The organism is Allomuricauda sp. NFXS6 (genome assembly GCF_040148835.1).
In the GTDB taxonomy this organism is placed as follows: domain Bacteria; phylum Bacteroidota; class Bacteroidia; order Flavobacteriales; family Flavobacteriaceae; genus Flagellimonas.
On sequence record NZ_JAGEMG010000015.1, the window covers coordinates 1 to 25284 of the forward strand.

Below are 25284 nucleotides of genomic sequence, written 5' to 3' on the forward strand. Positions count from 1 at the left end.
CCACCTGGGATACTACTGCCAATTTAAAGCCTAAGTTGTAATCCTTTTGGGTCCGCTTAACTGTTTTGTTTGTTGATGATTCCATAAATAAGTCGAATTGTTGTCAACTTATTTCAGGACGGGTCATTGCATATAAAAAAAGCGCCTTTTAAAAGACGCTTTTAAGTGTTTTTTCAGCACTTTACTGAAGTATCATGTGTTCCTTTTCACCATCTTCATTGATCATGGTAAAGCTGGTCCGGCCATATCGCGTAATTTCACCAAAGTACTTTTTAGCATCCTCTATATTATTGACTTTGTTTCCGTCAACTTCAATTATGACTTTGTTTCTTAGGTCATATTTTCCATATCCTTGAGGGACATCAGTGATTTTTACACCTTTGGATACCCCGAACTTTTTTATGTCCTCTTTTGATAGGTTTTTTACTCTGAACGACGTGGCGGGGAGAATAACACTATTCTGCTTTTTTAAGGTCACGTTTTTCACCAAGCTTTTTCCATCCCGGTCCAATGTTACCTGAACTATATCACCTGGTCTTTTTGCAGAAAGGTAACCGGTAAGCTCGGAGAATTTACCGATTTCGATATTGTCTACCTTTTTGATGACATCACCTTCCATCAAACCGGCATCATCAGCTCCCGATTCCTCTTCCACACCAGCGATGTAAACACCTTCCAATTGGTCAAGTCCCATTTCGATAGCGGCTGGCGAATTGGTATTGGCAGCAGAAATACCCAAAAGCCCTTTTTGAACGTTGCCGAACTCCATTATATCCTCTACTACCTTTTTAGCAATATTACTTGGAACCGCAAACGCATACCCTACGTAAGACCCTGTTTGCGAAGTAATGGCTGTGTTAATACCGATAAGGTCACCATTGGTATTTACCAAAGCACCCCCACTGTTACCTGGGTTAACGGCAGCATCGGTCTGTATAAAGGATTGGGTTCTTCTGGGGGAAAGTGATCTTGCTTTGGCACTCACAATACCCGCCGTTACTGTCGAGGTAAGATTGAACGGATTCCCAACGGCCAAAACCCATTCGCCAATTTTGGTGTTGTCGGAATCACCGAAGGCCAAATAAGGTAGTGCCCCTTCCGCATCAATTTTTAAAAGAGCGATATCGGTATCGGCATCGGTGCCAATAACTTCGGCTTCGTACGTTTTGTTATTGTTTAAGGTTACTTCCAATTGACTGGAATTGGCGATAACGTGATTGTTGGTCACTATATACCCATCAGGAGAAATTATAACTCCAGATCCAGTTCCCACTTGTGGGGTTTGTTGGCGTTCATAACCGTAAAAGAACTCAGCAATACTGGATGGACCTTTACTTATGGTCATATTTTTTACGTGGACCACAGAATGGACCGTTTTTTCAGCCGCCAAGGTGAAATCAACCTCATTGATTCCAGCTCCTCGGGCTGAGGTGTCCAAATTGCTGGTCGTCACAAATGGAGTTTCCTGTTCCGAAGTGACCCATTTATAGCTTTCTTTCTCAAAAAATAATTTGTAAGCTCCCAGTGTAATGGCTCCCGCAAATACAGAGACTAGGAATAAACTCGCTATTTTCTTCATAATTCAATAATTATTTAACATTTAGATTTATCAAAATTAAAAGATTTCAATTTTGGATTAAGTCGGTTTAACGCTGTTTTAACTACAAAAAAAACCTTAAAGAATCCCATATATTTGTTCCTTTGTAGATGTGAATATGGAACTACAGTTTTTTAAATATCAAGGAACGGGAAACGATTTTGTAATTATTGACAATCGTCAGGATATATTTCCCAAAAATAATACCAAGCTTGTTGCAGAACTCTGCGATAGAAGATTTGGCATAGGTGCGGATGGATTGATACTGCTCGAAAATGACAATATGTCGGACTTTAAAATGGTGTACTACAATGCGGATGGAGCGGAAAGCAGCATGTGCGGCAATGGTGGACGTTGCTTAGTGGCCTTTGCCGATTATTTGGGTGTAATTGATAAAGAAGCCACTTTTAATGCGGTTGATGGATTGCACCGTGCTACGGTAGAAGGAGATATTGTTAATTTAAAGATGATCGATGTGGACAAGGTCCACGAAAAGCAGAACCATAGTTTTTTGGATACAGGTTCCCCGCATCATGTGCAGTTGGTAAAGGAACTGGAAAAGTTCGATGTTCAAAAAGAAGGTAAAAAACTCCGTTACGGCATTTACGGCGAGTCCGGAAGCAACATCAATTTTGTGGAGCAGACCAAGGACAATGCTTTTGATGTACGAACTTACGAAAGGGGAGTGGAAGGTGAAACTTTCTCTTGTGGTACCGGCGTTACCGCAGTGGCCTTGGCCATGCACGAATCCGGTAAAACGGATGCCAACGAAGTACATATCCATACCGTTGGGGGCGATTTGACCATTTCTTTCGAGAAAAAGGATGGAAAATACAGCAATATCTTTTTAAAAGGACCAGCCATACAAGTATTTAAAGGAACCATCGAATGCTCAATCTAAAAGGACAACAAGTTTATTTGCGAGCCTTGGAGCCCACCGACCTCGATTTTTTGTACAAACTGGAAAACGATACATCGGTTTGGGAAGTGAGCGGCACCTTAAAACCATACTCCAAGAAAGTACTACAATTGTATCTGGATAACGCTCATAGGGATATTTATGATGTAAAGCAGTTGCGACTTTGCATAAGTAATCATCAAGATGATTGCATTGGTTTGATCGATTTGTTCGATTTTGACCCCAAACACCGCAGGGCGGGCATCGGAATCGTGATTGTTGAACCTGGGGACAGAAACAAGGGGGCAGGCGCAGAAGCACTGTCACTTTTATGTAACTATGCTTTTTCCACCTTGAACCTGCATCAGTTGTATGCCAATATTTTGGAAGATAACGAAGCAAGTATCCATTTGTTCCAAAAAATGGGTTTTGAAGAAGTTGGCATCAAAAAAGAATGGATCAGAACCAGTAAAGGGTTCAAGAACGAAATAATGTATCAAAAGATCAACTCAAATGAATCTTAAAAAAGTACTTTGGGCAACGGCTATTCTGGGGCTGTTGATTTGCGGTTTTGTAGCCTATCAGATCTATAGTGCCATTTTTAGCCCCAATACACAGTTCAATAATGATGAAGCATTTGTTTACATTGAAACGGATGCATCTTTTTCCGATGTAAAAACCTCATTGGAACCTTTGTTGAAGGAGCTATCCACTTTTGAAGCTGTCGCCAAGCGCAAAGGATATATGACCAACATTAAAGCTGGAAAATATGCTTTGAAAAAGGGGATGAACAACAACGAGATTATCAATACCCTGCGAAGTGCCAATATTCCAGTTCAGGTGTCGTTCAACAATCAGGAGTCGGTTGCACTCCTGGCGGGCAGGATTTCCGAACAAATTGAAGCCGATAGTCTTTCCTTGCTTCAATCTTTTAATGATTCCAGTTTTTTGGAAGAAACCAAGTTTGACGAAGACACCAAGCTGGCCATGTACATTCCCAATACCTACGAGTTTTTCTGGAATACCGATGCGGAGAGTTTCAGAAATAGAATGCGAACCGAATACGATCGTTTTTGGAACGAAGAACGTTTGCAAAAAGCTGAAAATCTTGGGTTAAGCCCAAATGAAGTCATTTCCTTGGCAGCCATTGTTCAAAAAGAAACCGTCAAAGTGGATGAACGTCCACGGGTGGCCGGAGTTTACCTGAATAGAATACGTAGGGGAATGCTGCTGCAGGCCGACCCCACGGTAATCTATGCCATCAAAAAGGAAACAGGTAATTACGATACCATTATAAAGAGAGTGCTATATCGGGATTTGGAAATGGATTCACCTTACAACACCTATAAATATGCAGGTGTTCCTCCAGGTCCGATTACGATGCCTGATATCTCATCCATTGATGCGGTTTTGAACCCTGAAAAACACGATTATCTCTATTTTGTGGCCGATGTTTCAAACTTCGGGTACCACATATTTGCCAAAACCTTGGCGCAACACAACCGAAATAAAGTACAGTACACCCGTTGGTTGAACCAACAAAAAGTAATGAGGTAGCACTCTTTATCGTTGATTTTCATCACTTTAACGTATTTTAAGGCTGATTTAAGAAATCTTTATGAGCTTTAGGGTATCCGTTAAGTTAACTCCCCCTATATTTGCCGGCCAATTTGATTTTTGATACGTATATAGTATTGAGATCACAAATATGAACATTATGAAAAGATGGATAGGTTTTATACTGCATCTTGCCATGATCGTAGTTTTGACAAGTTTTGGTTCTTACACCGTAATGAATAAAAGGGATATTGAAATCCCTGATTCACTTAAGGTAACGACCAATTTGGAAATCTTTGCACCGAAAGATTCCATTGCACTTATTGACGAGGACGAGGTTACACCACCTCCTTTTCTGGGCAAAGCCTTTAATGGCTTTAAGGAAGCACTCGCTTTTAAAGAATCCCAGGGTAAATATCATAGCGTAAACACATTGGGTTATTTGGGTAAATACCAGTTTGGTAGCAGTACTCTAAATTTGATGGGGGTTTACGATATGGATGAATTTTTGGGTAACCCAGAACTTCAGGAAAAGGCTTTTGAAGCCAACATTGCCCGAAATAAATGGATTTTGAGAAGAGACATCAAGCGCTTTAACGGAAAAACTATTGGAGGTGTCAAAGTAACGGAATCCGGTATTTTGGCCGCGGCACATTTGGCCGGGGCTGGAAACGTGAAGAAGTATCTACGATCTTATGGACAAAACGATGTAACTGATGCTTATGGAAGTAATATCTCGTATTATATGAAAAAATTTGCAGGATACGATATTTCCAAAATCAAGCAACAGAAAAACGCCAAAGTTTAATTGGTAGAGAAGTAGCACAAAAAAGCTCCGAATTTCGGAGCTTTTTTTATGCGTGAATTATATATATGGTCGGTCTTTTGTCCAAATCTATTTCAATTTCGCCCCACTCGTGAACACTTTTTGTTGAGATAAACTCCGTTGGTAAAGTAATATCGCAGGCAATGCAAAGCCTAGTAGACTTTTGAAGCGTTTTTAGAAGCTCTTTTACCAACTTGTTATTCCGATACGGTGTTTCCATAAAAATCTGGGACTGGTTTTTGTCCCGCGACAATCGCTCCAAACCTTTTAAGTTTTTTTTGCGTTCGGCTTTGTCAATGGGCAAGTAGCCGTTAAAAGCAAAGCTCTGTCCATTCATCCCGCTGCTCATCATGGCCATTAAAATGGAGGAAGGCCCAACCAACGGAACCACTTTAATTCTTCTTTCATGAGCAACACGAACAATGTCGGCGCCAGGGTCGGCTATTCCAGGGCAACCAGCCTCGGATAAAATCCCAATATCATGTCCATGGATACAGGGGTCCAAAAATGATGGAATTTCTTCCGGGTTGGTGTACTTGTTCAATAATTGTAGGTGGAGGTCTGGTTGTGATTTGTTTGGGCTTACCCTTTTTATAAAGCGTCTGGCCGTTTTTTCATTTTCCACAATATAGTGGTCGATGCGTTCTATGGTTCCTTTTACGGAGATGGGCAGCACTTCCAAAGGTGCATTGTCCCCCAAGGTGGTGGGAATCAAGTAAATTTTGCCCACGACTAAACCGGGTTTTTCCTCTTCCATGGGGTTAATTTAGTTTTTTCGCAATTGCCTCGCAAGCGCTATCGATCATTTGATATACACTTTCAAAACCATCATCACCACCATGATAGGGGTCGGGCACTTCTTTGATGCCCAATTCCACCTCATTCAACAACAATTTTACCTTGCTGGTCTCGGCTTTGTTTTCCGCCAAACTGGCCACATCGGAAAAATTGCTTCGATCCATAACATAGATAAGGTCAAACTCGGAAAAATCTTGTTTTGAAAACTTCCTGCATCTCTGATTATCAATGCTCAGTCCATATTTACGTGCAACGGCGATAGAGCGTTCGTCGGGCGGATTGCCAATATGGTACCCGGCCGTACCTGCAGAATCTACAAAAACATCTTTGGAATCAACCTTGGACTGTAAAATGCCTTCGGCCAATGGTGATCTGCAAATGTTTCCCAAGCAGACCATCAAAACTTTGGTTTTCATAAATGTTATTGTGAAGTGTTAGGAGAACTTCTTGCTCAAATCCTCAATGTACTTTCTGAATTGCTTATCGGTCTCCGCAAGGTTGTCCACCGTTTTGCATGCATGGAGCACGGTCGCGTGATCGCGTTTTCCAATTTGAGATCCAATACTGGCCAAGGAAGCCTTGGTAAATTTCTTCGCAAAGAACATGGCCAGTTGTCTAGCTTGAACAATGTGGCGTTTTCTAGTTTTGGATTGAAGCGTGGCCACATCCATTTCAAAGTAATCCGACACCACTTTTTGGATGTAATCGATGGACACTTCGCGTTTGGTGTTCTTTACAAACTTTTCAACCACTTGTTGTGCCAGTTCCAAGGTAACCTCACGCTTGTTGAAAGAGGATTGTGCAATCAATGAAATAATGGCACCTTCCAGCTCACGAATGTTGGTTTTAATATGTTTGGCTACGTGATCTATGATGTCTTCTGGCATCTCAACCCCATCGCGGTATAACTTGTTCTTCAGGATGGATACGCGAGTCTCGTAATCTGGGTTTTGCAATTCTGCCGATAGCCCCCATTTAAAACGGGACAGCAGACGTTGTTCAATGTCTTGCATATCCACGGGAGCTTTGTCCGATGTCAAAATCACCTGCTTGCCGTTTTGGTGCAGGTGGTTGAATATGTGAAAGAAAACATCTTGTGTTCCAGATTTACCCGATAGGAATTGTACATCATCAATAATAAGAACATCTATCAACTGGTAAAAGTGGATAAAATCGTTTCGGGTATTCTTTTTGACCGACTCTATATATTGTTGCGTAAATTTTTCAGCAGAAATATAGAGCACCGTCTTTTCAGGATACTTGTCTTTAATTTCAACTCCGATGGCATGGGCCAAGTGCGTTTTTCCCAAACCAACACCACCAAAAACCAATAATGGGTTAAAGGATGTACCTCCGGGTTTGTTGGCCACGGCCATACCAGCCGATCTTGCCAAACGGTTGGAGTCACCTTCCAGGAAATTGTCAAAATTATAATTGGGATTTAACTGGGATTCAATTTTTATATTTCGAATCCCGGGAATCACAAAAGGATTTTTTAGCTCGGGACTTTTGGAGGTGATCGGCACATCCAATTCCTGTGGCCCCACAGCCGTACGGTTGGAACTTGGAATTTGTTCCGTAAAAGGTTCCTTGTTACCGTACTTATTTTCCATTTTTATAACGTAAATCAGCTTTGCATTGCTACCCAACTCGCGGGTCATGGCAACTTTTAAAAGCTTTACATAATGTTCTTCGAGCCATTCGTAGAAAAACTTACTGGGTACTTGTATACTGAGTGCCTTATCAGTTAGTTTTATTGGTTTGATGGGTTCAAACCATGTTTTGAATGCCTGCGGTTGGATGTTATCTTGGATAAAAGCCAAACAGTTGTTCCATACGGAATTAGCAGTAGCACTCATAGAAGTTTTTCCTTGTTTTAATGGTTAGCTTTAAACTTAAGAGTAAACATCTAAAGGGTTAAAAGATGCTTATTGGATGCGACAAATATGTGAACAAATCTTTTAAAAAAAAAATGAAATTCGCATTGAAAGTTTTGTTTTTTTTTCGCATGTTACCCTCAAAATAAACAAGCCTTTAAATATATAATTTTTCAGTTAAAAATGGGTCTAAATTCATATTCTTTTCGGGTTCGATATGCAGAAACCGACCAAATGGGGGTTGTTTATCACGGAAACTATGCACAGTATTTTGAATTGGGTAGGGTAGAGTGGTTAAGAGCCATGGGAATAACCTACAAGAGCATGGAAGATAACGGTATTATGTTGCCCGTAATTTCCTTACACATTAACTATAAAAAGTCTGCGTTGTATGATGATTTACTAACCATACAGACCAAATTGAAATCCAAACCTATGGTCAAAATCGAGTTCGACTACAATCTGTTGAACGAGTCTGGTGAACTATTGGCCACTGCAAACACCGTTTTGGCTTTTATGGATAAGAAAACCGGCAAGCCCATAAAATGTCCAGATTATATTTTAGAGAAATTAGAGGATTGATATTTTAGGAGTTAGGAGTTAGGAGTTAGGAGTTAGGAGTTAGGAGTTAGGAGTTAGGAGTCAGGAGTCTTTGTTCTCATATCTATTAGCGAAGCGGTCCTGAATCTAACAGCGCAGCGGTCTTGTATCTAACTTTGAAGCAGTCTAAATTCAATTATTCCCTTATTGTCACATCTACACCATGCATTTCATCGAAAAGTTGGAACGTTTCCTCTAATTCGCTCAATCGAACAGAAACGGTAAGCTCACAATCCAACTCCATTTTTTGGGAAACAATATTCAAATCTTTCTGTTTGATGGTCCGCATAACTATATCCATCACAGGATATCCAAATTGCAAACGTAATTCAGCCTTTACGGTCCTTTTTACGATTTTGGCACTTTCCAGGGCCATTTGAGCAGCGGTTTTGTATGCCTGAATCAAACCACCGACCCCAAGTTTGGTGCCGCCAAAGATTCTAGTGACCGTAATCAACACATTGGTGACATCAAAAGATTGAATTTGTCCGTAGATGGGCATTCCCGCCGAATTGTTGGGCTCCCCATCATCATTGGCCCGATATGTTTTTTTTTCCGTTCCCAATTGCCAAGCATAGCAAACATGGTTGGCCGTATGGTGTTTTTTTCGAAGTTCCTCCACAATCGGTTTTACATCATCTTCCGAAGCAATGGGATGGACCGCAGCATAGAATTTGCTTTTTCGGTCTTTATATAAAATCTTGGGCGAAGGTTTGCTGACGGTGCGATAAACATCTTCTTTTTTCTCCATCAGAACAAAGCTACCAATATTATGCTCAAAATGGCCAAAGCAACACCGCCCCAGTTTTTAAGGCTCAACTTTTCCTTAAAGAGTAAGATTCCGAATATAGTAGAGAACATTACAATAGCGACATTATTTAAAGTAAAGATAGCAGCGCTGCTCAAAATGTCCGAACGTAGGGCGCGAATAAGAAAATAGATAGAGAAATAATTCGGTATTCCGAGAGCGATTCCCCCCAGTATATTTTTGAAGTTGATTTTCAACGGAGTTTTCACCGACTTAATACCGACAAAGATGAAACCGGTCAAGGCTGCAAACCCAAATATCATTGATGAGAAAACCGGAATTTCCTGATCGGTCAAATGGATTTCCTCAAAATACTGGATGCTAGTGTCAATGATTCCAGAGCCCAAAAAAACGAGCAATGGAAGGATAAGTGCTTTTCGGTTTATCCTGATGCTCTTCACTTTTACCGAAGCCAGATACACGGCAACCAAAGCCAAAATAATCCCGATAATTTGCAGTGCGCTCAATTGTTCACCGTACAACAACATTCCCATTACAACGGGAATGGCCAACGACATTTTGGTAGCTACAGAGGCGACGGAAACACCAGAAACTTGAGCGGTTTTGGCCATAAGGTTGAAGATTACAATAAAAAGTACACCTAATAATATAGGGCCGATAAACCACGATTTGTTAGTAAGGTCGCTTATGCCAACGGGGCCATCATATAAAAAGAAACCTACCGTACAGGCCACAACATAGTTGGTGATAATGGCATATAGCGTCTGGATTTTAAAAACATCGAACAGTTTAAAGACCACGAAAATTAAGGTGGAGCTCAGAACGCTCAAGATAAGGTATACCATTTACAGTTTTGATTTTAGCTGGGTTATGTCCTCTTTGCCCACTTGCAAGTTCCAGACATTAATGCCCAGTGCAGCCGCGGAATTGGTGTTCTCTTTCACATCATCCACAAAAAAGGTTTCTTCGGGTGTCAACTTGTTCTCTTGTAAAACAAAATCAAAGATTTCTACGTCCGGTTTGCGCATCCCCATTTCGTAGCTCAAGTAGAATACATCGAACGCATCTTTAAACCTGTTGAACCGCTCCACCCCCATTTTTTCCTTTACACATTCGATATGTAGGTCATTGGTGTTGCTTAACAAAATCATTTTAAATTGATTTTCTATCGCCAATTGCTCAATAAACTCCAATCGATGTTTCGGAAAATCCAATAAAATAGAGTTCCAGGCTTGCGTTAAATACTCTCTACTGGCATTTGGGAAATGAGTAGAAACTTCATGCAAAAAATCAGAAGAAGCGATAAGCCCTTTCTCGTAATTCTGAAACAAGCTTTCCAAATTTGGAGTGACCTCGGTAAACCCATGCTGTACCATAGCCTTTGCCGTGGCAGGTTTATCCAAATTGATGAGCACATCGCCAAAATCGAGAATAATGTTTTTAATCATTGGAATAAAAGGTTAAGGTATCGGTCAATATCTTGTATTGATGCTGTAAAGTTCCCTGTAATTTCGGAGCTGGCAAACCGCTTTTAAAACAAATGGCACCTTTAAAAATGCGAGCCTCGTCCCACAGGTTTTCATCCATAAAAGTTTGAAGCGTTTTTGCCCCTCCTTCAATAATTACGCTAGTGATATTATGTTGATGTAGCACATCACAAATTTGAGCGGCCAAGGGTTTTGAAAAATCCAGCAAAGCATAATCGATACCTTTAATATATAACGATTCATCCCTTACCGCTGTCAAAACAATTGTCCGTACCGATGTATCCAAAATGTGAAAACTCGAATCAATCCTTAAATTTTTGTCCAATACAACACGAATGGGGTCTTTGCCAGCCCAATTTCGTGTGGTCAATTTGGGATTGTCCTCCAAAACGGTTCGGGTGCCGACCAAAATGGCTTGTTCTTGGCTGCGCCATTGGTGCACCAACTGCTTGGAATGGGCATTGGTAATCCAAAAAGGTTCGGGATTGCTTTTTCGTAAAGTTGCATCGGGCGCCAAAAAAGCATTATCCGACTCCGCCCATTTCAAGATAATGTAAGGTCTTCTTTTCTCTTGAAAGGTCAAAAATCGTTTGTGATGTTCCCTGCATTCATCCTTAAGAACACCTATTGTGACCTTGCAGCCTGCATCTTCCAATTTTTTGATGCCTTTGCCGGCTACTTTGTCGTGGGGATCCTGTAATCCAATAAAAACTTCCTTGAGTTTGTGATGGGCAATTAAATTGGCACAGGGAGGGGTTTTTCCGTAATGGGAACAAGGCTCCAAAGTAACATATAATGATGATTCCTTCAGCAAACTCTTTTCCTTGACCGAGTTGATGGCATTCACTTCGGCATGTGGACCTCCGTAGGGAGAGGTAAAGCCTTCACCAATTATTTTTTGATCGTGGACAATTACGCAGCCCACCATCGGGTTTGGGGCCGTGGTTCCGTGGCCTTTTTTGGCCAGCTCAATGCAACGAAGGATGTATTTTTGATGTATATTCACCCCGTAAAAATAGAATATTAAAAACAGAATATGGGAGATACGGTGATTCGTGAAATAACCCCCGAAGACAACGCACAGGTGGCCCAGGTAATACGGAAGGTTTTTGAGGATATGGGTGTGCCCAAAGTGGGAACCGCCTATGCAGATAAGGCGTTGGATGATATGTACTCTAATTACAATGTGCCAAAGGCCGCTTACTTTGTAGTGGAGCATCAGGGGCGGATTATTGGTTGTGCAGGTGTTGCACAATTGGACAATTACGATGGAAATGTATGTGAACTTCAAAAAATGTACTTTTTGGAAGAGGCGAGGGGCAAGGGCCTTGGTGCCAAAATGATCGAAGCTTGCTTGGACAAGGCCAAGGAATTTGGTTTTGAAGCATGTTATCTGGAGACCATGCCTTATATGGAAGCCGCTCAAAAATTGTACAAAAAGAACGGTTTTGATTATATAGATGCCCCAATGGGAAATACAGGTCACTATTCCTGTCCGGTTTGGATGCTTAAAAAGTTGTAATGCTCCTCAAAGAAATCAAAGATATTTTCCATAAAGAGTTGGGCAAAGTCTATCCCAAAGAAGAAATCGATTCTTTTTTCTACTCCTGTATTGAATATTACCTAAAATTGGAACGCTTCATATTGGCCATTCAGCCTGGCCTAACATTGAACAAAGAAGAAGAGCAGCCCTTTTTTGAAGCAATGTCCCAATTGAAGTTGGAAAAACCACTTCAATATATATTAGGGGCAGCCCATTTTATGGATTTGGAGCTTCAGGTGAACGAAAATGTCCTTATCCCACGACCCGAAACCGAGGAGTTGGTCCAATGGATTTTGGAGGATGTTAAAAGTCGGAAGCCTGAAGTCGGAAGTCAGAAGTCAGATATTGGAGGTCGGATTTCAGATAACAACCGTAAGGACTTTAACCCTTCACCCATAACCATTCTGGATATCGGCACAGGCAGCGGTTGTATTGCCATTGCCTTGGCGAAACACCTTCCTGATGCGCAGGTTTATGCCTTGGATGTTTCTGAAGAAGCACTGGAGGTTGCTCAAAAAAATGCAGCATCAAATGGAGTGGATATTGGGTTTATGCATCAGGACATTCTTAATCCAAAAATTGATTCTAAACTTACTTTTGATATAATTGTATCCAACCCGCCATACGTCAGAGAGTTGGAAAAGAATAAAATCCAAAAAAATGTAAAAGATTTTGAACCAGATACAGCTTTGTTTGTCTCGGATGAAGACCCTTTGTTGTTTTACAAAGCAATCATAGATTTTTCGGAGAATAATCTAAAAGAAAATGGAAGCCTGTACTTCGAAATCAACCAATATTTAGGGGAGGAAACCAAAGCACTTTTCAATGCCCGTAATTTTTCGGAAATTGAACTGCGAAAAGATATTTTTGGCAACGATAGAATGCTAAAAGCAATTAAAAAATGAACATCCAAGATAAAATAACGTCCCTTCGCGAGGAGCTAAGGGAGCACAACTATAAATATTACGTGCTCGATGAGCCGTCCATTTCCGATTACGAATTTGATATGAAGCTGAAAGAGCTTCAAAAACTCGAGACGGAACATCCAGAATTCAAGGACCCAACATCGCCAACATTGCGGGTAGGGGGAATGGTCACAAAAAATTTTGAGACCGTTCCCCACGAGCATCGAATGTATTCTTTGGATAATTCCTATTCCAAGGAAGATTTGGAGGATTGGGAAAAACGCATTCAACGTATTTTGGGTGATGCCGAAGTTGAATTTACCTGCGAATTAAAGTATGATGGAGCTTCCATAAGTCTAACCTATGAAAATGGACAATTGGTGAAGGCCGTTACCCGTGGGGATGGTTTTCAAGGTGATGATGTAACGAACAACATTAAGACCATAAAATCGGTTCCCTTACAGTTGAAGGGGGACTATCCACCAAAATTTGATATTCGAGGTGAAATTATTTTGACGCTCGAAGGCTTCGCGAAAATGAATGCAGAGCGTGTTGAAGCTGGTGAAGACCCGTATATGAATCCAAGGAACACGGCATCTGGCAGTTTAAAGCTTCAAGATAGCGCCTTGGTGGCCCAACGCCCGTTGGAATGTCTGTTGTATAGTATTGCCGGTGAAAATCTGGGAGCTACATCTCAATTTGAGGTTCTTGAAAAAGCCAGGTCATGGGGGTTTAAGGTGCCAACCGTGGCAAAGCTTTGTAAATCGACAACGGAAGTAATGCAGTTTGCAGATTATTGGGAAGTGAACCGTCACAATCTGCCCTACGAAACAGATGGGGTAGTGGTAAAGATAAACAGCATCCAGCACCAAGAAGAGCTTGGCTACACCGCTAAATCCCCAAGATGGGCGATGGCCTACAAATTCAAGGCCGAGCAAGCAACAACAATCTTAAATAAAATCACCTATCAAGTTGGGCGTACAGGCGCTATTACCCCAGTTGCCAACCTAGAACCTGTTTTATTGGCGGGAACTACAGTAAAACGTGCTTCCTTGCACAATGCCGACCAAATAGCGAAGCTTGATGTCCGCGAAGGGGATACCGTTTTTGTGGAAAAAGGAGGGGAAATCATCCCAAAAATTGTAAAGGTCGATTTTACTAAGCGAGCAATAGACTCAAAGCCAACGGAGTACATTACCCACTGTCCCGAATGTGGCACTGAATTAGTTCGAAAGGAAGGTGAGGCGCAGCATTTTTGTCCAAACGACATTGGTTGTCCACCACAGATAACAGGGCGTATTCAGCATTTTATTTCCCGCAAGGCCATGGATATTGAAGGTTTGGGGAGCGAAACTGTGGAGCTACTTTTCAATGAGGGGCTGATAGATGATTATGCAGACCTCTATACTTTGACCAAGGAACAAATCCTGCCATTGGAACGTATGGCTGATAAATCGGCCGAGAACTTGGTGCATGGAGTACAGACATCCAAGGAAATTCCGTTTGAGCGGGTACTTTTTGCCTTGGGAATTCGATATGTCGGGGAGACCGTAGCTAAAAAGCTGGCAAAAGCCTTCAAAAATATCGATGCATTGATGGCCGCTTCACCGGAGCAATTGGTTGCTGTGGATGAAATAGGGGAACGGATTGCCGAAAGCGTAGTCAATTTTTTCTCGGAGCCCGTCAATATGGATATTATTGACCGGTTAAAATCCTACGGATTACAATTTTCATTGTCAGAGGAACAATTAGAGAATCAAACCGAATTGCTCAAAGGGCAGACGTTTGTGGTTTCTGGAGTGTTCGAGACCATCAGTAGAAATGATTTGAAAAAAATGATAGAGGACAACGGGGGCAAAGTGGCATCATCGGTATCTTCAAAAACCAGTTTTTTGGTTGCTGGTGATAAAATGGGACCAAGCAAGCGGACGAAAGCAGAAAGCCTGGGGATACCCATTATATCGGAACAGGAATTTTTGCAAAAACTTGAATCATGATACCAAAAACCTTCGAAGAATTTGAATCAACCTTGGAACAGAAGGGACCGCCAAAAGAATGGCCAGATGCTTTGCAATCCCTTTGGTTCGATGCAAAAGGGGATTGGGAGGGCTCACACAATATTGCACAAGATCTTCAATCCCAAATGGGCAGTTGGATTCACGCCTACCTGCACCGCAAAGAAGGTGATAAATGGAACGCTGGCTATTGGTACAGAAGGGCCAACAAGCCTTTTCCGGAATACAGTTTGGACGAAGAGCTAAGAGTTCTGGTCAAAGCGAACCTTTAATCAATAAACAATCAACATTGAACAATTATCAATAGGGTACTCGTCATTCTGAAAGAGCATAGCGATAGAAATATCCTAAGGTAAAATCAACCATAATTTTTAATCTTCAGTCATTTCGAAATGAGATGTATAGCATCAGAATGAGAAATCTGAACATAAAGCGTAAAGCGCCTGGAGAATCTCCTTTACAATTGTAAGTTTTAGGTTCAAGCGAAAAGCATTCGTGGCTATTCGTGAAATCCGTGTCCATTGTTATTCCTGCCAAGGCAGGAATCCATTATTTAAGAGACTAAGAAAAAGTAAATTTTGATGAGATTCTTCACGTTTTTAAGAATGGCAAAGAAGTTGATGAGTCTCAATTATTGCAATTCGTGTCGAAACACTTCACAATAAACAATCATCAATTATTACTTTTACTTTTTGCCCTTTTTCTTTTATCCATCCAACAATCGAATCATCCAATAATCGAATCATCAGACCCTAGAGTATCAAACCACAATACTCACGCCTTCGGCAGAAGCATTTTTGTCCGTGTCAAAATAAAAATCGATACGCCCAAGGTTGATACCGTAGCACCCCACTTGGTTCACTAATACGGAGTTTCCGTTTAGGTTGGTGCGTACATCGGGTTTGTCCAAAAAAGTATGGGTATGTCCGCCAATTATGAGGTTGGTGTAAAACGTCCGTTGTGCCAATCGGGTATCGCAGGGTATTTCTGGGTTATTGTAGTTGTAGCCCAAGTGGGATAGACAGACAATCAAATCGCATTGCTCTTCTTCTTTCAGTTGCTTTTCCGTATCCAAAGCAATCTCGTAAGGATTCAAATATTGCGTATCCTTGTACAGTTTTTTGGTGACCAACCCGTCCAATTCAATACCAAGACCATAAACACCGATTTTAACACCATCAACCATATAAATTTTAAAAGGTTTTACATAACCATCCATAACGGTATTGGAAAAGTCGTAGTTGGCAGAAATCATCTCAAAAGTGGCATTGGGCATTTGTGCCAACAAACCATCTATACCATTATCAAAATCGTGGTTGCCAATGGTGGCCGCATCGTAATTCAGTTTGCTCATCAGTTTAAACTCCAATTCACCTCCATAAAAGTTGAAATAGGGTGTGCCCTGAAAAATATCACCTGCATCAAAAAGCAGCGTATTGGGGTTTTCGTTGCGAATCTGTTCCACCAAAGTGGCCCTTCGGGCAACCCCGCCCAAATTGGGGTATCTGGAGTGGGAAGAAGGAAAGGTATCGATATGACTGTGCACATCGTTGGTGTGCAGAATAGTAATTTTCTTTTTCCCAAAATTGGAGCAGGAACTTAAACTAAGGCCCCCAAGGCCAATCAGGGTAGAGGCTGCAGTAGTGTTTGATATGAAATCCCTTCTTTTCATTTAGTTCAATATTTTTATGCGATCGTCAGCTTCAGCTTTCAAGGTATCTACTTTTTTAAGATGGTCGATGATGGCATTGCGTAAAAGATAGTCGGTTGCTGTTCTTGAAATCATTTCATCAAAAAAACCAACGCTCGGTCCACCATTTACCAAATAGTCGGAAGTGGCCACGTAGTAATTTCGATTTTCATCAAAAGGTCGACCTTGTATGTTTACGGTTTCCAGCGAACGGTCTTGGTTGGTTATAATTTCAATGCCCGATACCGGATGCCTTCGGGGAGATTTGGCTACAAAATTGATCAACTGTCGGGTAGCGGAACCGCTGAGTTCCACCACTTCAATATAATTTTCAAAGGGCATTACCTCATAAGCGTTACGGGCGGTTACATAGCCTTGGGAAATTATGGAGCGCACACCACCGGCGTTCAGCACCACAAAATCCACTTGCTTGCCCGATCTGGACTTAAAAATGGGGGCAGCTTGTTCCAAAACAATGTCCGCCATTAAATTGCCCATGGATGAGGTGCGATCGCCATCATTCAACAATAGGGCCTTGGGAGCATAGGCCAAGGTACTGTCCAGCACCTCGTTTATTCTTTTCCTGTAGGGCTCCACAAAGCTGACAATAGAATCGGTTTGGGTAATTGTAGTATCTACCGGAATATTCTTGCTCTCAATTTTGACGAGTTTACCTGTATCGGTTTTACAGGCCATAAAAAAACAAAAAGTTGTAAATACAACAAATTGTTTAAATTTTAGATTGTTCACGTGCGTATCTTTGTTAAGTCGTCTTGGTAGATTATTTACCTTTGTAAAAATCATCAAAAATATGTTTTTGAAAGGACTCCAGGACAAATTTAAGGTTAAATCCGGGCTAAAATATTTAAAGGAGGAAATGGAAAAGCCTCCAAGGTCCGTGGCCAGGGAAAAGGGAATTACCAGCATCGGCTGTATTGTTGACGTGGATAATTTCCAAAAAGCAGAGGCCTTTTACGAACTTATTGATGAGTTTGCGTTACGGCCCAATGCTATTAAAATTATTGGCTACAAAAGGGAATACGACAAAAACTCACCGTATGCCATCCAAATGTTCTCGGATAAGGACCTAGGATGGAAAGGGCAGATAGAGAACGGTTATGTTCTTGAGTTTTTGGGGAGGGAGTACGATATGTTGATCAATTATTACGAAGAAGATAATTTGATGATGAAGTTGTTGTCGGTAAAAACTCCCGCTCGTCTCAAAGTAGGTTTAGGCGCCCAGGACCCCAAGGTCAACGATTTGATCTTAAATACATCCATAAACGATTTTAGGTTGTTCAAGGATGAGTTAAAGAAGTATTTAAAGATTTTACAAGAAATTTGAACAAATGGAACAATTGATCGGAACAGGAGTGGCATTGATAACCCCGTTCAGAGAAGATTTATCGGTAGATGTTGATGCATTGGAGCGCGTAGTGGAATACAACATTCAAGGAGGCGTGGATTATTTGGTAGTGTTGGGCACAACCGCTGAATCTGCAACGCTCTCACAAGCCGAAAAACAATTGGTGGTCGATGTTGTGGTTCGTACCAATGCAGGAAGACTACCTTTGGTACTTGGTGTAGGGGGCAACAATACCATGGCTGTGGCCCTAGAGTTAAAAACATTGGATCTATCGGATTTTGAAGCAATCTTGTCCGTTTCACCTTATTACAACAAACCCACGCAGGAAGGAATATACCAGCACTTTAAAGTAATTTCGGAAGCATCTCCCATCCCTGTTGTCATGTACAATGTGCCTGCTAGAACGGGAAGCAATATGTTACCCGAAACCACCTTGCGATTGGCTGAAGACTTTTCCAATATCGTTGGAATAAAGGAAGCCTGCGGAGATTCGGTGCAGATAGATAAACTCATCAAGTACAAACCAGAAAGTTTCTTGGTGATTTCCGGTGATGATGCCACTGCTTTGCCGAGCGTATTATCGGGTGGGGCAGGAGTAATCTCGGTGCTGGGCCAAGGATTGCCCGTACAATTTTCAGAGATGATCAAATTTGGTTTGGAAGGCAATGGAGAAGGCGCCTATGACATCCATCATAAGCTAACCACTTTAATGTCCCTTATTTTTGAAGAAGGTAATCCGGCAGGCATCAAAAGTATTCTTGAGCAGAAAGGTATTTCCAGGGCAACGGTTAGGTTGCCTTTGATGGAAGCAACACCCACTTTAAAGGAGAAAATTGCAACCTCGCTGAAAGTGCTGGACAGGGCACATGCTTAAAGTTCGTTAAATGTTGCCCAAATTATTGGGGATTGGCCAGCTTACCCTTTACATTTGAATGGTGAAAATTCTTTTTTTATCCGTTCAATATCACTAATTTTGCAAAATGTTTTTGAAAATGAGGTCAATACTAATTCTTTGTGTAGCAGCCGTTCTTTTGGTTTCCTGCAGTGAGTACCAAAAAGTGCTCAAGGAGACCGATACAAAGGCCAAATATGAAATGGCCGAGAAGCTATACAATGAGGGTGATTATAAAAGAGCAGTTCGCTTGTTCGAACAGATTGCACCTACCTATGTGGGGAAACCCCAGGGAGAACGGGTCATGTTCTTTTTTGCCGACAGTTATTTTAAAAACGGTGATTATTATTTGTCAGGGTATCAGTTTGAACGTTTTATCAAATCGTATCCGCGAAGTGATAAGATTCAGGAAGCCAGTTTTTTGGGGGCCAAAAGTTATTATATGCTCTCTCCAAGATATTCTTTGGATCAAACCGATACGGACAAAGCCTTGCTGAAGCTCCAAACCTTTATCAACAATTATTCGGAATCGGAATATTTTGAAGAGGCCAATGCCATGGCCAAGGAGTTGACCACCAAAAAAGAGAAGAAACAGATAGAGATTGCAAAGCAATTCAATAAATTAGGGAAGTTTAATTTACCTGTATTGATATCGGCAATAACGGCCTTGGATAATTTTATCACCGACAATCCCGGTTCCGTTTACAGGGAAGAAGCCCTTTACTATAGAATCGAAGCAACTACCGTGTTAGCTTTGAACAGTACAATAGACAAGCAACAAGAGCGATTGGAAGAGGCTCTTGATTCTTATAATAATTTATTGCGATATTTTCCGGAGACGAAATTTAAAGATGAAGCAGATAAACTTGCGGAAACAATTCGACAGGAATTAAGCGTATATACACCTTCCTTATCCAAATAAAAATTAGTTTTTAAACTACTGCACATGCAAGATTTGAAAAACACAAAGGCCCCGGTTTCCACAGTAACACTCAACAGAAACGAGTTCGACGCGAAAACCGAAAACATTTACGAAGCTATTTCCATAGCTGCAAAAAGAGCTATCCAAATCAATTCCGAAATAAAAAAGGAATTGCTGGAGAAGCTGGAGGAATTTGCTACTTACAGTGATAGCTTGGAAGAAGTTTTTGAGAACAAGGAGCAAATCGAAGTTTCCAAGTTCTATGAAAAATTGCCAAAACCACACGCTTTGGCGGTACAAGAGTGGTTGGAAGATAAAATCTACTACAGGAATACAGAGAAAGACGCTTAAGAAATGCTTCGCGGTAAAAATATCCTTTTGGGAGTATCCGGGGGAATTGCCGCCTACAAGACCACATTTCTTGTTCGTTTATTGATTAAAGCTGGTGCCCAGGTCAAAGTTGTTATGACCCAGAGTGCCAGCTCTTTTGTTTCTCCCCTCACGCTGTCCACACTCTCTAAAAATCCAGTTTTATTGGATTTTGTGAATGAAGAGGATGGCAGTTTGTCCTGGAACAACCACGTGGAGCTAGGACTTTGGGCAGATATAATGCTTATTGCTCCCGCCACGGCAAATACCTTGTCCAAAATGGCCAATGGCACTTGCGACAACCTCCTTTTAGCCACTTATTTATCCGCAAAATGCCCGGTTTATTTTGCCCCGGCCATGGATTTGGATATGTACAAGCACCCATCCACCAAAAATTCACTCGATAAGCTACAATCTTTTGGAAACACAATGATTCCAGCCGAATCCGGTGAACTGGCCAGTGGATTGCATGGGGAAGGACGTATGGCAGAGCCAGAGGATATCATCAGTTTTATAGAGACAGATTTGTCCAAGGGGTTGCCATTGACTGATAAAAAAGTACTTATCACTGCGGGACCCACGCAAGAGGCCATCGACCCCGTTCGTTTTTTGGGAAATCGCTCCACGGGCACTATGGGATTTGAACTGGCCAAAAAAGCAGCCAATTTGGGAGCCAAAGTAATATTGGTTTCAGGTCCAACCCATTTGAACATCGACCATAAAAATATCGAATTGATTCGGGTAACTTCAGCACAGGAAATGTACGAAGTCTGTCACGAACATTATGCTGATATGAACGTTGCCATTTGTGCCGCCGCGGTGGCAGATTATCGTCCTAAAACCGTCGCTTCGGAAAAGGTAAAGAAGCAGGAGGGAGATATGAAGATAGAACTGGAACGAACCCCTGATATTTTAATGTCGCTTGGTGAGATTAAGAAAAATCAATTCTTGGTCGGGTTTGCTTTGGAAACCCAAAATGAGCTCGAAAATGCCAAAGGCAAACTCAAAAGAAAGCATTTGGATGGCATAGTGCTCAATTCTTTAAAAGACGATGGTGCAGGATTTGGCGGAAGTACAAATAAAATCACCTTTATAGATAAGAATTCGGAGATAAAAACGTTTGATTTGAAGACGAAGCCTGAAGTAGCTTCCGATATTTGGGAAGAAATCATCTCCAGAATCCATGCGTAACATACTTTTTTCCGTTTTTCTATTGTGTGCTGCCTTTGGGAGTTATGCACAGGAATTGAATTGCCAGGTTACTGTAAACTCAGACCAAGTGGGGCAGACCAATCAGCAGATTTTTAGGACTTTGGAACGCTCCCTTAACGATTTTGTGAACAAAAGTAAATGGACAAACAGGGTGTACCGCGAAAATGAGCGGGTCAATGCACGTATGTTCATTACCGTTACCCAATACGAATCGGACCGTTTTGAGGCCAATATCCAGATTCAATCCACACGCCCCGTTTTTAATACCACCTACGAAAGCCCTGTTTTTAATTATAAAGACAACTCCTTCAATTTTCAATATCAGGAATTTCAACCTTTGGTGTATAATCCCAATAATTTTGATTCCAATTTGGTAGGGGTTATCTCGTACTATGTTTATGTTATTTTGGGATTGGATGCAGATACGTTCTCCTTGGAAGGCGGAAACGATTTTTACCGTAGGGCCCAGAATATTGTGACCCAGGCACAAAGTTCCAGCTACAGTGGTTGGAGTCAGGATACAGGTGACCGTAGCCGTTTTGAATTGGTTGACAATCTTTTGAGCAACTCGTTTCGGGAGTATCGTATCGCTATGTACAACTATCACAGAAAAGGTCTCGATATCTTGGCGGACAATAACAGTACGGGCAAACAAATCATAGCTGGTAGCCTTCGTTTGTTTGAAACGCTCATCAGCCGTAGGCCCAATGCCTTTTTGATTCAAACTTTTTTTGATGCCAAGTCCGAGGAAATTCAGAATATCTTCTCCGATGGCCCCAAAGTGGACATTGTTAAGCTCAAGGAAACCCTGAACAAAGTAGCTCCATTTTATTCCGGGACATGGAATGAGATAAATTACTAGGGCAATCCGTTGTGCATTTTGAACATACAACTTAGTTCTGGGAGTTGGTTCGAGTGATTTTGAGGAACGAAAAATCGCGTTGCATTGAGCGGTGCCGAAATGTATCGAGAACTTTTTTGAGACAAAAATTCTTTTTCTCGATACAAATTTCACTCATACTATCGTGAAATCCACTCGAAATGACGAATTTTATCGAAATCTACAATGGGTTAGTGCAATTCTATAAAGAGGTTTATCTTTACGGGTAAAATCTTCCATATTGCTAGTAAATCTATCCATCCAAAATTACGCACTCATTGATGATGTAAGTGTTTCGTTTTCCAACGGATTCACCACAATAACCGGTGAAACGGGTGCAGGGAAGTCAATTCTCTTGGGAGGTCTTTCCATGGTACTGGGAAAGCGCGCCGATTTATCATCATTAAAAAACACGGCGCAAAAATGTGTTATTGAAGCAGAGTTCGATGTATCCAAATATCAACTTCAGCCATTTTTTGAGGATAATGACTTGGATTATGACGATAAGACCATTCTTCGTCGTGAAATCCTGCCCAGTGGCAAATCCAGGGCGTTTGTAAACGATTCTCCCGTTACTTTGGATGTGATGCGGGCATTGGGCGATCAGTTGGTGGATGTACACTCCCAGCACCAGACCATGCGCCTTACCGACAACGATTTTCAGATGAAGGTGCTCGATGCTCTGGCCGACAACTCAGAAAACCTGTCAACATACGCCGAAGAGCTTGAAAGGTTACGAACGGCATCCAAGGCGCTTCAAAAATTGGAAGATTTTCAGAATGAAGCGGATAAAGAACACGATTACAATAGTTTTTTGCTGGAAGAATTGGAGGCAGCAAAACTTAAGGAAGGCATGCAGGAAGAATTGGAGGAGGAATATGAGCAGTTGAGCAATGTTGAGCAGATTATGGAACAATTGTCCGCGGGCCATCAATTGTTGAACGATGAACAATTGGGCATTGTGGGCCGCCTTACCGACTTAAAACGTGCATTCCAAGGGCTGACGGATTTTGGCACTGATTATAAATTGTTGAGCGATAGGATTCAATCCGTATTGATCGAAACCGACGACATTGCATCGGAATTGGAGCAGTTACAAGAAGGCGTGGAAGCGAATCCTGCCAGACTCGAAGTGGTGAATGGACAATTACAGCAATTGTACGACCTTCAGAAAAAGCATCATACGGATTCGGTTTCGGATTTGATTGTCATTCGGGAGGATTTGGCCCAAAAAGTGGATGCAGTGGCCAATATTGAGTCCAAAATCAAACAAAAACAAGAAGAAGTCGCTACCATCACCAAAAAAGTGGATGCCTGGGCCAAAAAAATAAGCGACGGCAGAAAGGCCGTCATCCCTAAATTGAATAAAAGACTCCAGACGAACCTGGCATCGTTGGGTATGCCATCGGCTACTTTCAATATTGAAGTGAACCCGTCCAAATCCTTCAAAACCAATGGAAAAGATGATTTGGTTTTCTTGTTCTCCGCTAACAAAGGCTCCAATTATGGCGAGCTGAAGAAGGTGGCGTCAGGCGGGGAGCTTTCCCGAATCATGTTGACGATAAAATCAATCTTGGCGGAATATGAAAACCTACCCACCATGATGTTCGATGAGATCGATACAGGGGTTTCCGGGGAAATATCAAACCGAATGGGGGAGATTATGCAGCAAATGAGCAGTACCATGCAGGTATTTTCCATCACACATCTACCACAGGTCGCATCAAAAGGGCGCTATCAATTTAAGGTATATAAAGAGGAGGGGGCAGAAGGAACAAGTACGCACATCAAACAATTGAGCAAGGATGAGCGCGTTCGCGAACTGGCCGAGATGTTGGGGGGCAAATCCTTGTCCGAATCTGCATTGGCCCACGCCAAGGAGCTGTTGCAATAATTAGACTTAGTGTGCAAATTGTCAGTTCGAGTTTTTTCAGAATGAAAAAGTATCGAGAACAAATTTATATCTTAAAACACTCATTTCTCGATACAATTTTTTACCCTTACGGTTTAAAAATCACTCGAAATGACAAACTTTAATTAAAAGTAAGACTATACTTTATCGCTGAATTTATTTTAGGGTCCCATAAATAGGGCTATTGGATGGGATGGGTGCTGAAACAAGTTAAGCATAACGAGAATCTATCTATTTGTGTTGGGTTAACATTCAATTAGTTTAAATATCTTTGTCTTACAATCAACAATAGCAAGAAACTATGGCATACAATCTTTTAAAAGGTAAAAAAGGAATCATTTTTGGCGCTTTGGACCCTAACTCCATTGCTTGGAAAACCGCAGAACGTGTTCATGAAGAGGGAGGTACATTTGTACTCACCAACGCACCCATCGCTATGCGCATGGGACAGATCAAGGAACTGGCGGAGAAAACCAATTCAGAAATTATTCCCGCAGATGCCACTAACGAAGAGGATTTAAAAAACTTGGTTGAGAAGTCCATGGAGATTTTGGGAGGAAAGCTGGACTTTGTGCTTCATTCCATAGGAATGTCCGTCAATGTTAGAAAGGGAAGACAATATACAGACGAGAACTACAGCTTTACTGAGAAGGGTTGGGACGTGTCCGCACTATCCTTTCATAAAGTAATGCAATCGCTTTACAAAGCGGAAGCTATGAACGAGTGGGGAAGTATTGTTGCTTTGACATATATGGCAGCGCAAAGAACGTTCCCCGATTACAATGATATGGCCGATAATAAGGCGTATTTGGAGTCTGTGGCGAGAAGTTTTGGGTACTTTTTTGGAAAAGAACATAAAGTAAGGGTAAATACCATTTCGCAATCCCCAACCCCAACTACGGCTGGGCAAGGTGTAAAAGGGTTTGATGGATTTATCAACTACGCGGAAAAAATGTCGCCATTGGGCAATGCCACCGCAGATGATTGTGCGAACTACACCGTTTCTCTTTTCTCCGACCTGACCAAAAAGGTAACCATGCAGAACCTATTCCATGATGGTGGCTTCTCCAATACAGGGGTGAGCCAAGAAGTAATCGATGAATTTTCGGAATAAACCTTAAAAAAATATAGGAAGAGGCTGTCTAAAAAGTCTTCATAACTTGATTTGT

At 41.5% G+C, this 25284-nt stretch carries 27 protein-coding genes; 17 read left to right on the forward strand and 10 right to left on the reverse strand.

Annotation, left to right across the window (positions count from 1 at the left end; genetic code table 11):
- Window positions 1–181: 181 nt before the first annotated feature.
- Window positions 182–1579, reverse strand: a complete 1398-nt coding sequence (locus J4E06_RS16950; protein WP_349525188.1) for a S1C family serine protease — start codon at window positions 1577–1579, stop codon at window positions 182–184.
- 136 nt (window positions 1580–1715) lie between these two features.
- Between J4E06_RS16950 and dapF the strand changes: the two genes are divergently transcribed.
- From dapF to J4E06_RS16970, 4 genes are all read left to right on the forward strand, one after another.
- Window positions 1716–2498 carry a diaminopimelate epimerase gene (dapF, locus tag J4E06_RS16955; protein WP_349525189.1) on the forward strand — a complete coding sequence of 261 codons (783 nt, stop codon included), beginning with the start codon at window positions 1716–1718 and terminating at the stop codon, window positions 2496–2498.
- Window positions 2486–3019 (forward strand): GNAT family N-acetyltransferase, encoded by a 534-nt coding sequence (locus J4E06_RS16960; RefSeq protein WP_349525190.1) that lies wholly within the window; start codon window positions 2486–2488, stop codon window positions 3017–3019. The genes dapF and J4E06_RS16960 overlap by 13 nt, the downstream gene beginning before the upstream one ends.
- The gene (gene mltG, locus J4E06_RS16965) at window positions 3009–4052 is read left to right on the forward strand and encodes an endolytic transglycosylase MltG (protein WP_349525192.1); all 1044 of its coding nucleotides are present in this window, start codon (window positions 3009–3011) and stop codon (window positions 4050–4052) included. Before J4E06_RS16960 ends, mltG begins: the two co-directional genes overlap by 11 nt.
- Before the next feature lie 160 nt (window positions 4053–4212).
- Entirely contained in the window at window positions 4213–4860 is a 648-nt protein-coding gene (locus tag J4E06_RS16970; protein WP_349525193.1) for a lysozyme family protein, read from the forward strand.
- A 46-nt stretch (window positions 4861–4906) separates the two neighbouring features.
- On the opposite strand, the gene J4E06_RS16975 is transcribed toward J4E06_RS16970, so the two are convergent.
- The 3 genes from J4E06_RS16975 to dnaA are packed head-to-tail and all read right to left on the reverse strand — an operon-like array spanning window position 4907 to window position 7535.
- Window positions 4907–5635 (reverse strand): SAM-dependent methyltransferase, encoded by a 729-nt coding sequence (locus tag J4E06_RS16975; RefSeq protein WP_349525194.1) that lies wholly within the window; start codon window positions 5633–5635, stop codon window positions 4907–4909.
- A 4-nt stretch (window positions 5636–5639) separates the two neighbouring features.
- On the reverse strand, window positions 5640–6092 hold the full coding sequence (locus tag J4E06_RS16980) for a low molecular weight protein-tyrosine-phosphatase (RefSeq protein ID WP_349525195.1): 453 nt from the start codon (window positions 6090–6092) through the stop codon (window positions 5640–5642).
- Window positions 6093–6110: 18 nt separating this feature from the next.
- Window positions 6111–7535 carry a chromosomal replication initiator protein DnaA gene (gene dnaA, locus J4E06_RS16985; RefSeq protein WP_349525196.1) on the reverse strand — a complete coding sequence of 475 codons (1425 nt, stop codon included), beginning with the start codon at window positions 7533–7535 and terminating at the stop codon, window positions 6111–6113.
- 201 nt (window positions 7536–7736) lie between these two features.
- Between dnaA and J4E06_RS16990 the strand changes: the two genes are divergently transcribed.
- Window positions 7737–8135 carry an acyl-CoA thioesterase gene (locus J4E06_RS16990; protein WP_349525197.1) on the forward strand — a complete coding sequence of 133 codons (399 nt, stop codon included), beginning with the start codon at window positions 7737–7739 and terminating at the stop codon, window positions 8133–8135.
- Between the two features lie 154 nt (window positions 8136–8289).
- On the opposite strand, the gene J4E06_RS16995 is transcribed toward J4E06_RS16990, so the two are convergent.
- Genes J4E06_RS16995 through ribD form a run of 4 tightly spaced genes read right to left on the reverse strand, consistent with a single transcriptional unit; the run spans window position 8290 to window position 11415 of the window.
- Window positions 8290–8904 carry an IMPACT family protein gene (locus J4E06_RS16995; protein WP_349525198.1) on the reverse strand — a complete coding sequence of 205 codons (615 nt, stop codon included), beginning with the start codon at window positions 8902–8904 and terminating at the stop codon, window positions 8290–8292.
- Entirely contained in the window at window positions 8904–9767 is an 864-nt protein-coding gene (locus J4E06_RS17000) for an EamA family transporter (protein WP_349525199.1), read from the reverse strand. The genes J4E06_RS16995 and J4E06_RS17000 overlap by 1 nt, the downstream gene beginning before the upstream one ends.
- Window positions 9768–10370, reverse strand: a complete 603-nt coding sequence (locus tag J4E06_RS17005) for an HAD family hydrolase (protein WP_349525200.1) — start codon at window positions 10368–10370, stop codon at window positions 9768–9770.
- Window positions 10363–11415 carry a bifunctional diaminohydroxyphosphoribosylaminopyrimidine deaminase/5-amino-6-(5-phosphoribosylamino)uracil reductase RibD gene (ribD, locus tag J4E06_RS17010; protein ID WP_349525201.1) on the reverse strand — a complete coding sequence of 351 codons (1053 nt, stop codon included), beginning with the start codon at window positions 11413–11415 and terminating at the stop codon, window positions 10363–10365. The genes J4E06_RS17005 and ribD overlap by 8 nt, the downstream gene beginning before the upstream one ends.
- 30 nt (window positions 11416–11445) lie before the next feature.
- Here ribD and J4E06_RS17015 point away from each other — a divergent pair, with 30 nt between their 5' ends.
- Genes J4E06_RS17015 through J4E06_RS17030 form a run of 4 tightly spaced genes read left to right on the forward strand, consistent with a single transcriptional unit; the run spans window position 11446 to window position 15144 of the window.
- A complete protein-coding gene (locus J4E06_RS17015; protein WP_100818534.1) occupies window positions 11446–11931 on the forward strand; it encodes a GNAT family N-acetyltransferase in 486 nt (161 codons plus the stop codon).
- Window positions 11931–12857, forward strand: coding sequence for a peptide chain release factor N(5)-glutamine methyltransferase (gene prmC, locus J4E06_RS17020; RefSeq protein ID WP_349525202.1), 927 nt, complete (start codon window positions 11931–11933; stop codon window positions 12855–12857). The genes J4E06_RS17015 and prmC overlap by 1 nt, the downstream gene beginning before the upstream one ends.
- Window positions 12854–14854: an NAD-dependent DNA ligase LigA gene (gene ligA / locus J4E06_RS17025; RefSeq protein WP_349525203.1), complete on the forward strand. Its 2001-nt coding sequence runs from the start codon at window positions 12854–12856 to the stop codon at window positions 14852–14854. Before prmC ends, ligA begins: the two co-directional genes overlap by 4 nt.
- Entirely contained in the window at window positions 14851–15144 is a 294-nt protein-coding gene (locus tag J4E06_RS17030; RefSeq protein WP_349525204.1) for a hypothetical protein, read from the forward strand. Before ligA ends, J4E06_RS17030 begins: the two co-directional genes overlap by 4 nt.
- A gap of 488 nt (window positions 15145–15632) precedes the next feature.
- Here J4E06_RS17030 and J4E06_RS17035 read toward each other — a convergent pair whose 3' ends face one another.
- Window positions 15633–16544, reverse strand: coding sequence for a metallophosphatase (locus tag J4E06_RS17035; protein WP_349525205.1), 912 nt, complete (start codon window positions 16542–16544; stop codon window positions 15633–15635).
- A complete protein-coding gene (locus J4E06_RS17040; RefSeq protein ID WP_349525206.1) occupies window positions 16545–17366 on the reverse strand; it encodes a 5'-nucleotidase C-terminal domain-containing protein in 822 nt (273 codons plus the stop codon).
- Between the two features lie 7 nt (window positions 17367–17373).
- Between J4E06_RS17040 and J4E06_RS17045 the strand changes: the two genes are divergently transcribed.
- From J4E06_RS17045 to J4E06_RS17080, 8 genes are all read left to right on the forward strand, one after another.
- On the forward strand, window positions 17374–17907 hold the full coding sequence (locus J4E06_RS17045; protein WP_349525207.1) for a DUF6913 domain-containing protein: 534 nt from the start codon (window positions 17374–17376) through the stop codon (window positions 17905–17907).
- 4 nt (window positions 17908–17911) lie between these two features.
- On the forward strand, window positions 17912–18802 hold the full coding sequence (dapA, locus tag J4E06_RS17050; RefSeq protein WP_349525208.1) for a 4-hydroxy-tetrahydrodipicolinate synthase: 891 nt from the start codon (window positions 17912–17914) through the stop codon (window positions 18800–18802).
- Window positions 18803–18908: 106 nt separating this feature from the next.
- A complete protein-coding gene (locus J4E06_RS17055; protein ID WP_349525209.1) occupies window positions 18909–19742 on the forward strand; it encodes an outer membrane protein assembly factor BamD in 834 nt (277 codons plus the stop codon).
- Window positions 19743–19766: 24 nt separating this feature from the next.
- Window positions 19767–20093 (forward strand): DNA-directed RNA polymerase subunit omega, encoded by a 327-nt coding sequence (locus J4E06_RS17060; RefSeq protein ID WP_349525210.1) that lies wholly within the window; start codon window positions 19767–19769, stop codon window positions 20091–20093.
- 3 nt (window positions 20094–20096) lie between these two features.
- A complete protein-coding gene (gene coaBC / locus J4E06_RS17065; RefSeq protein ID WP_349525211.1) occupies window positions 20097–21302 on the forward strand; it encodes a bifunctional phosphopantothenoylcysteine decarboxylase/phosphopantothenate--cysteine ligase CoaBC in 1206 nt (401 codons plus the stop codon).
- On the forward strand, window positions 21295–22185 hold the full coding sequence (gene porD, locus J4E06_RS17070) for a type IX secretion system protein PorD (RefSeq protein WP_349525212.1): 891 nt from the start codon (window positions 21295–21297) through the stop codon (window positions 22183–22185). Before coaBC ends, porD begins: the two co-directional genes overlap by 8 nt.
- Window positions 22186–22444: 259 nt before the next feature.
- Window positions 22445–24097, forward strand: a complete 1653-nt coding sequence (recN, locus tag J4E06_RS17075) for a DNA repair protein RecN (protein WP_349525213.1) — start codon at window positions 22445–22447, stop codon at window positions 24095–24097.
- A gap of 319 nt (window positions 24098–24416) precedes the next feature.
- Window positions 24417–25229 (forward strand): enoyl-ACP reductase FabI, encoded by an 813-nt coding sequence (locus tag J4E06_RS17080; RefSeq protein ID WP_349525214.1) that lies wholly within the window; start codon window positions 24417–24419, stop codon window positions 25227–25229.
- Window positions 25230–25284 lie beyond the last annotated feature (55 nt).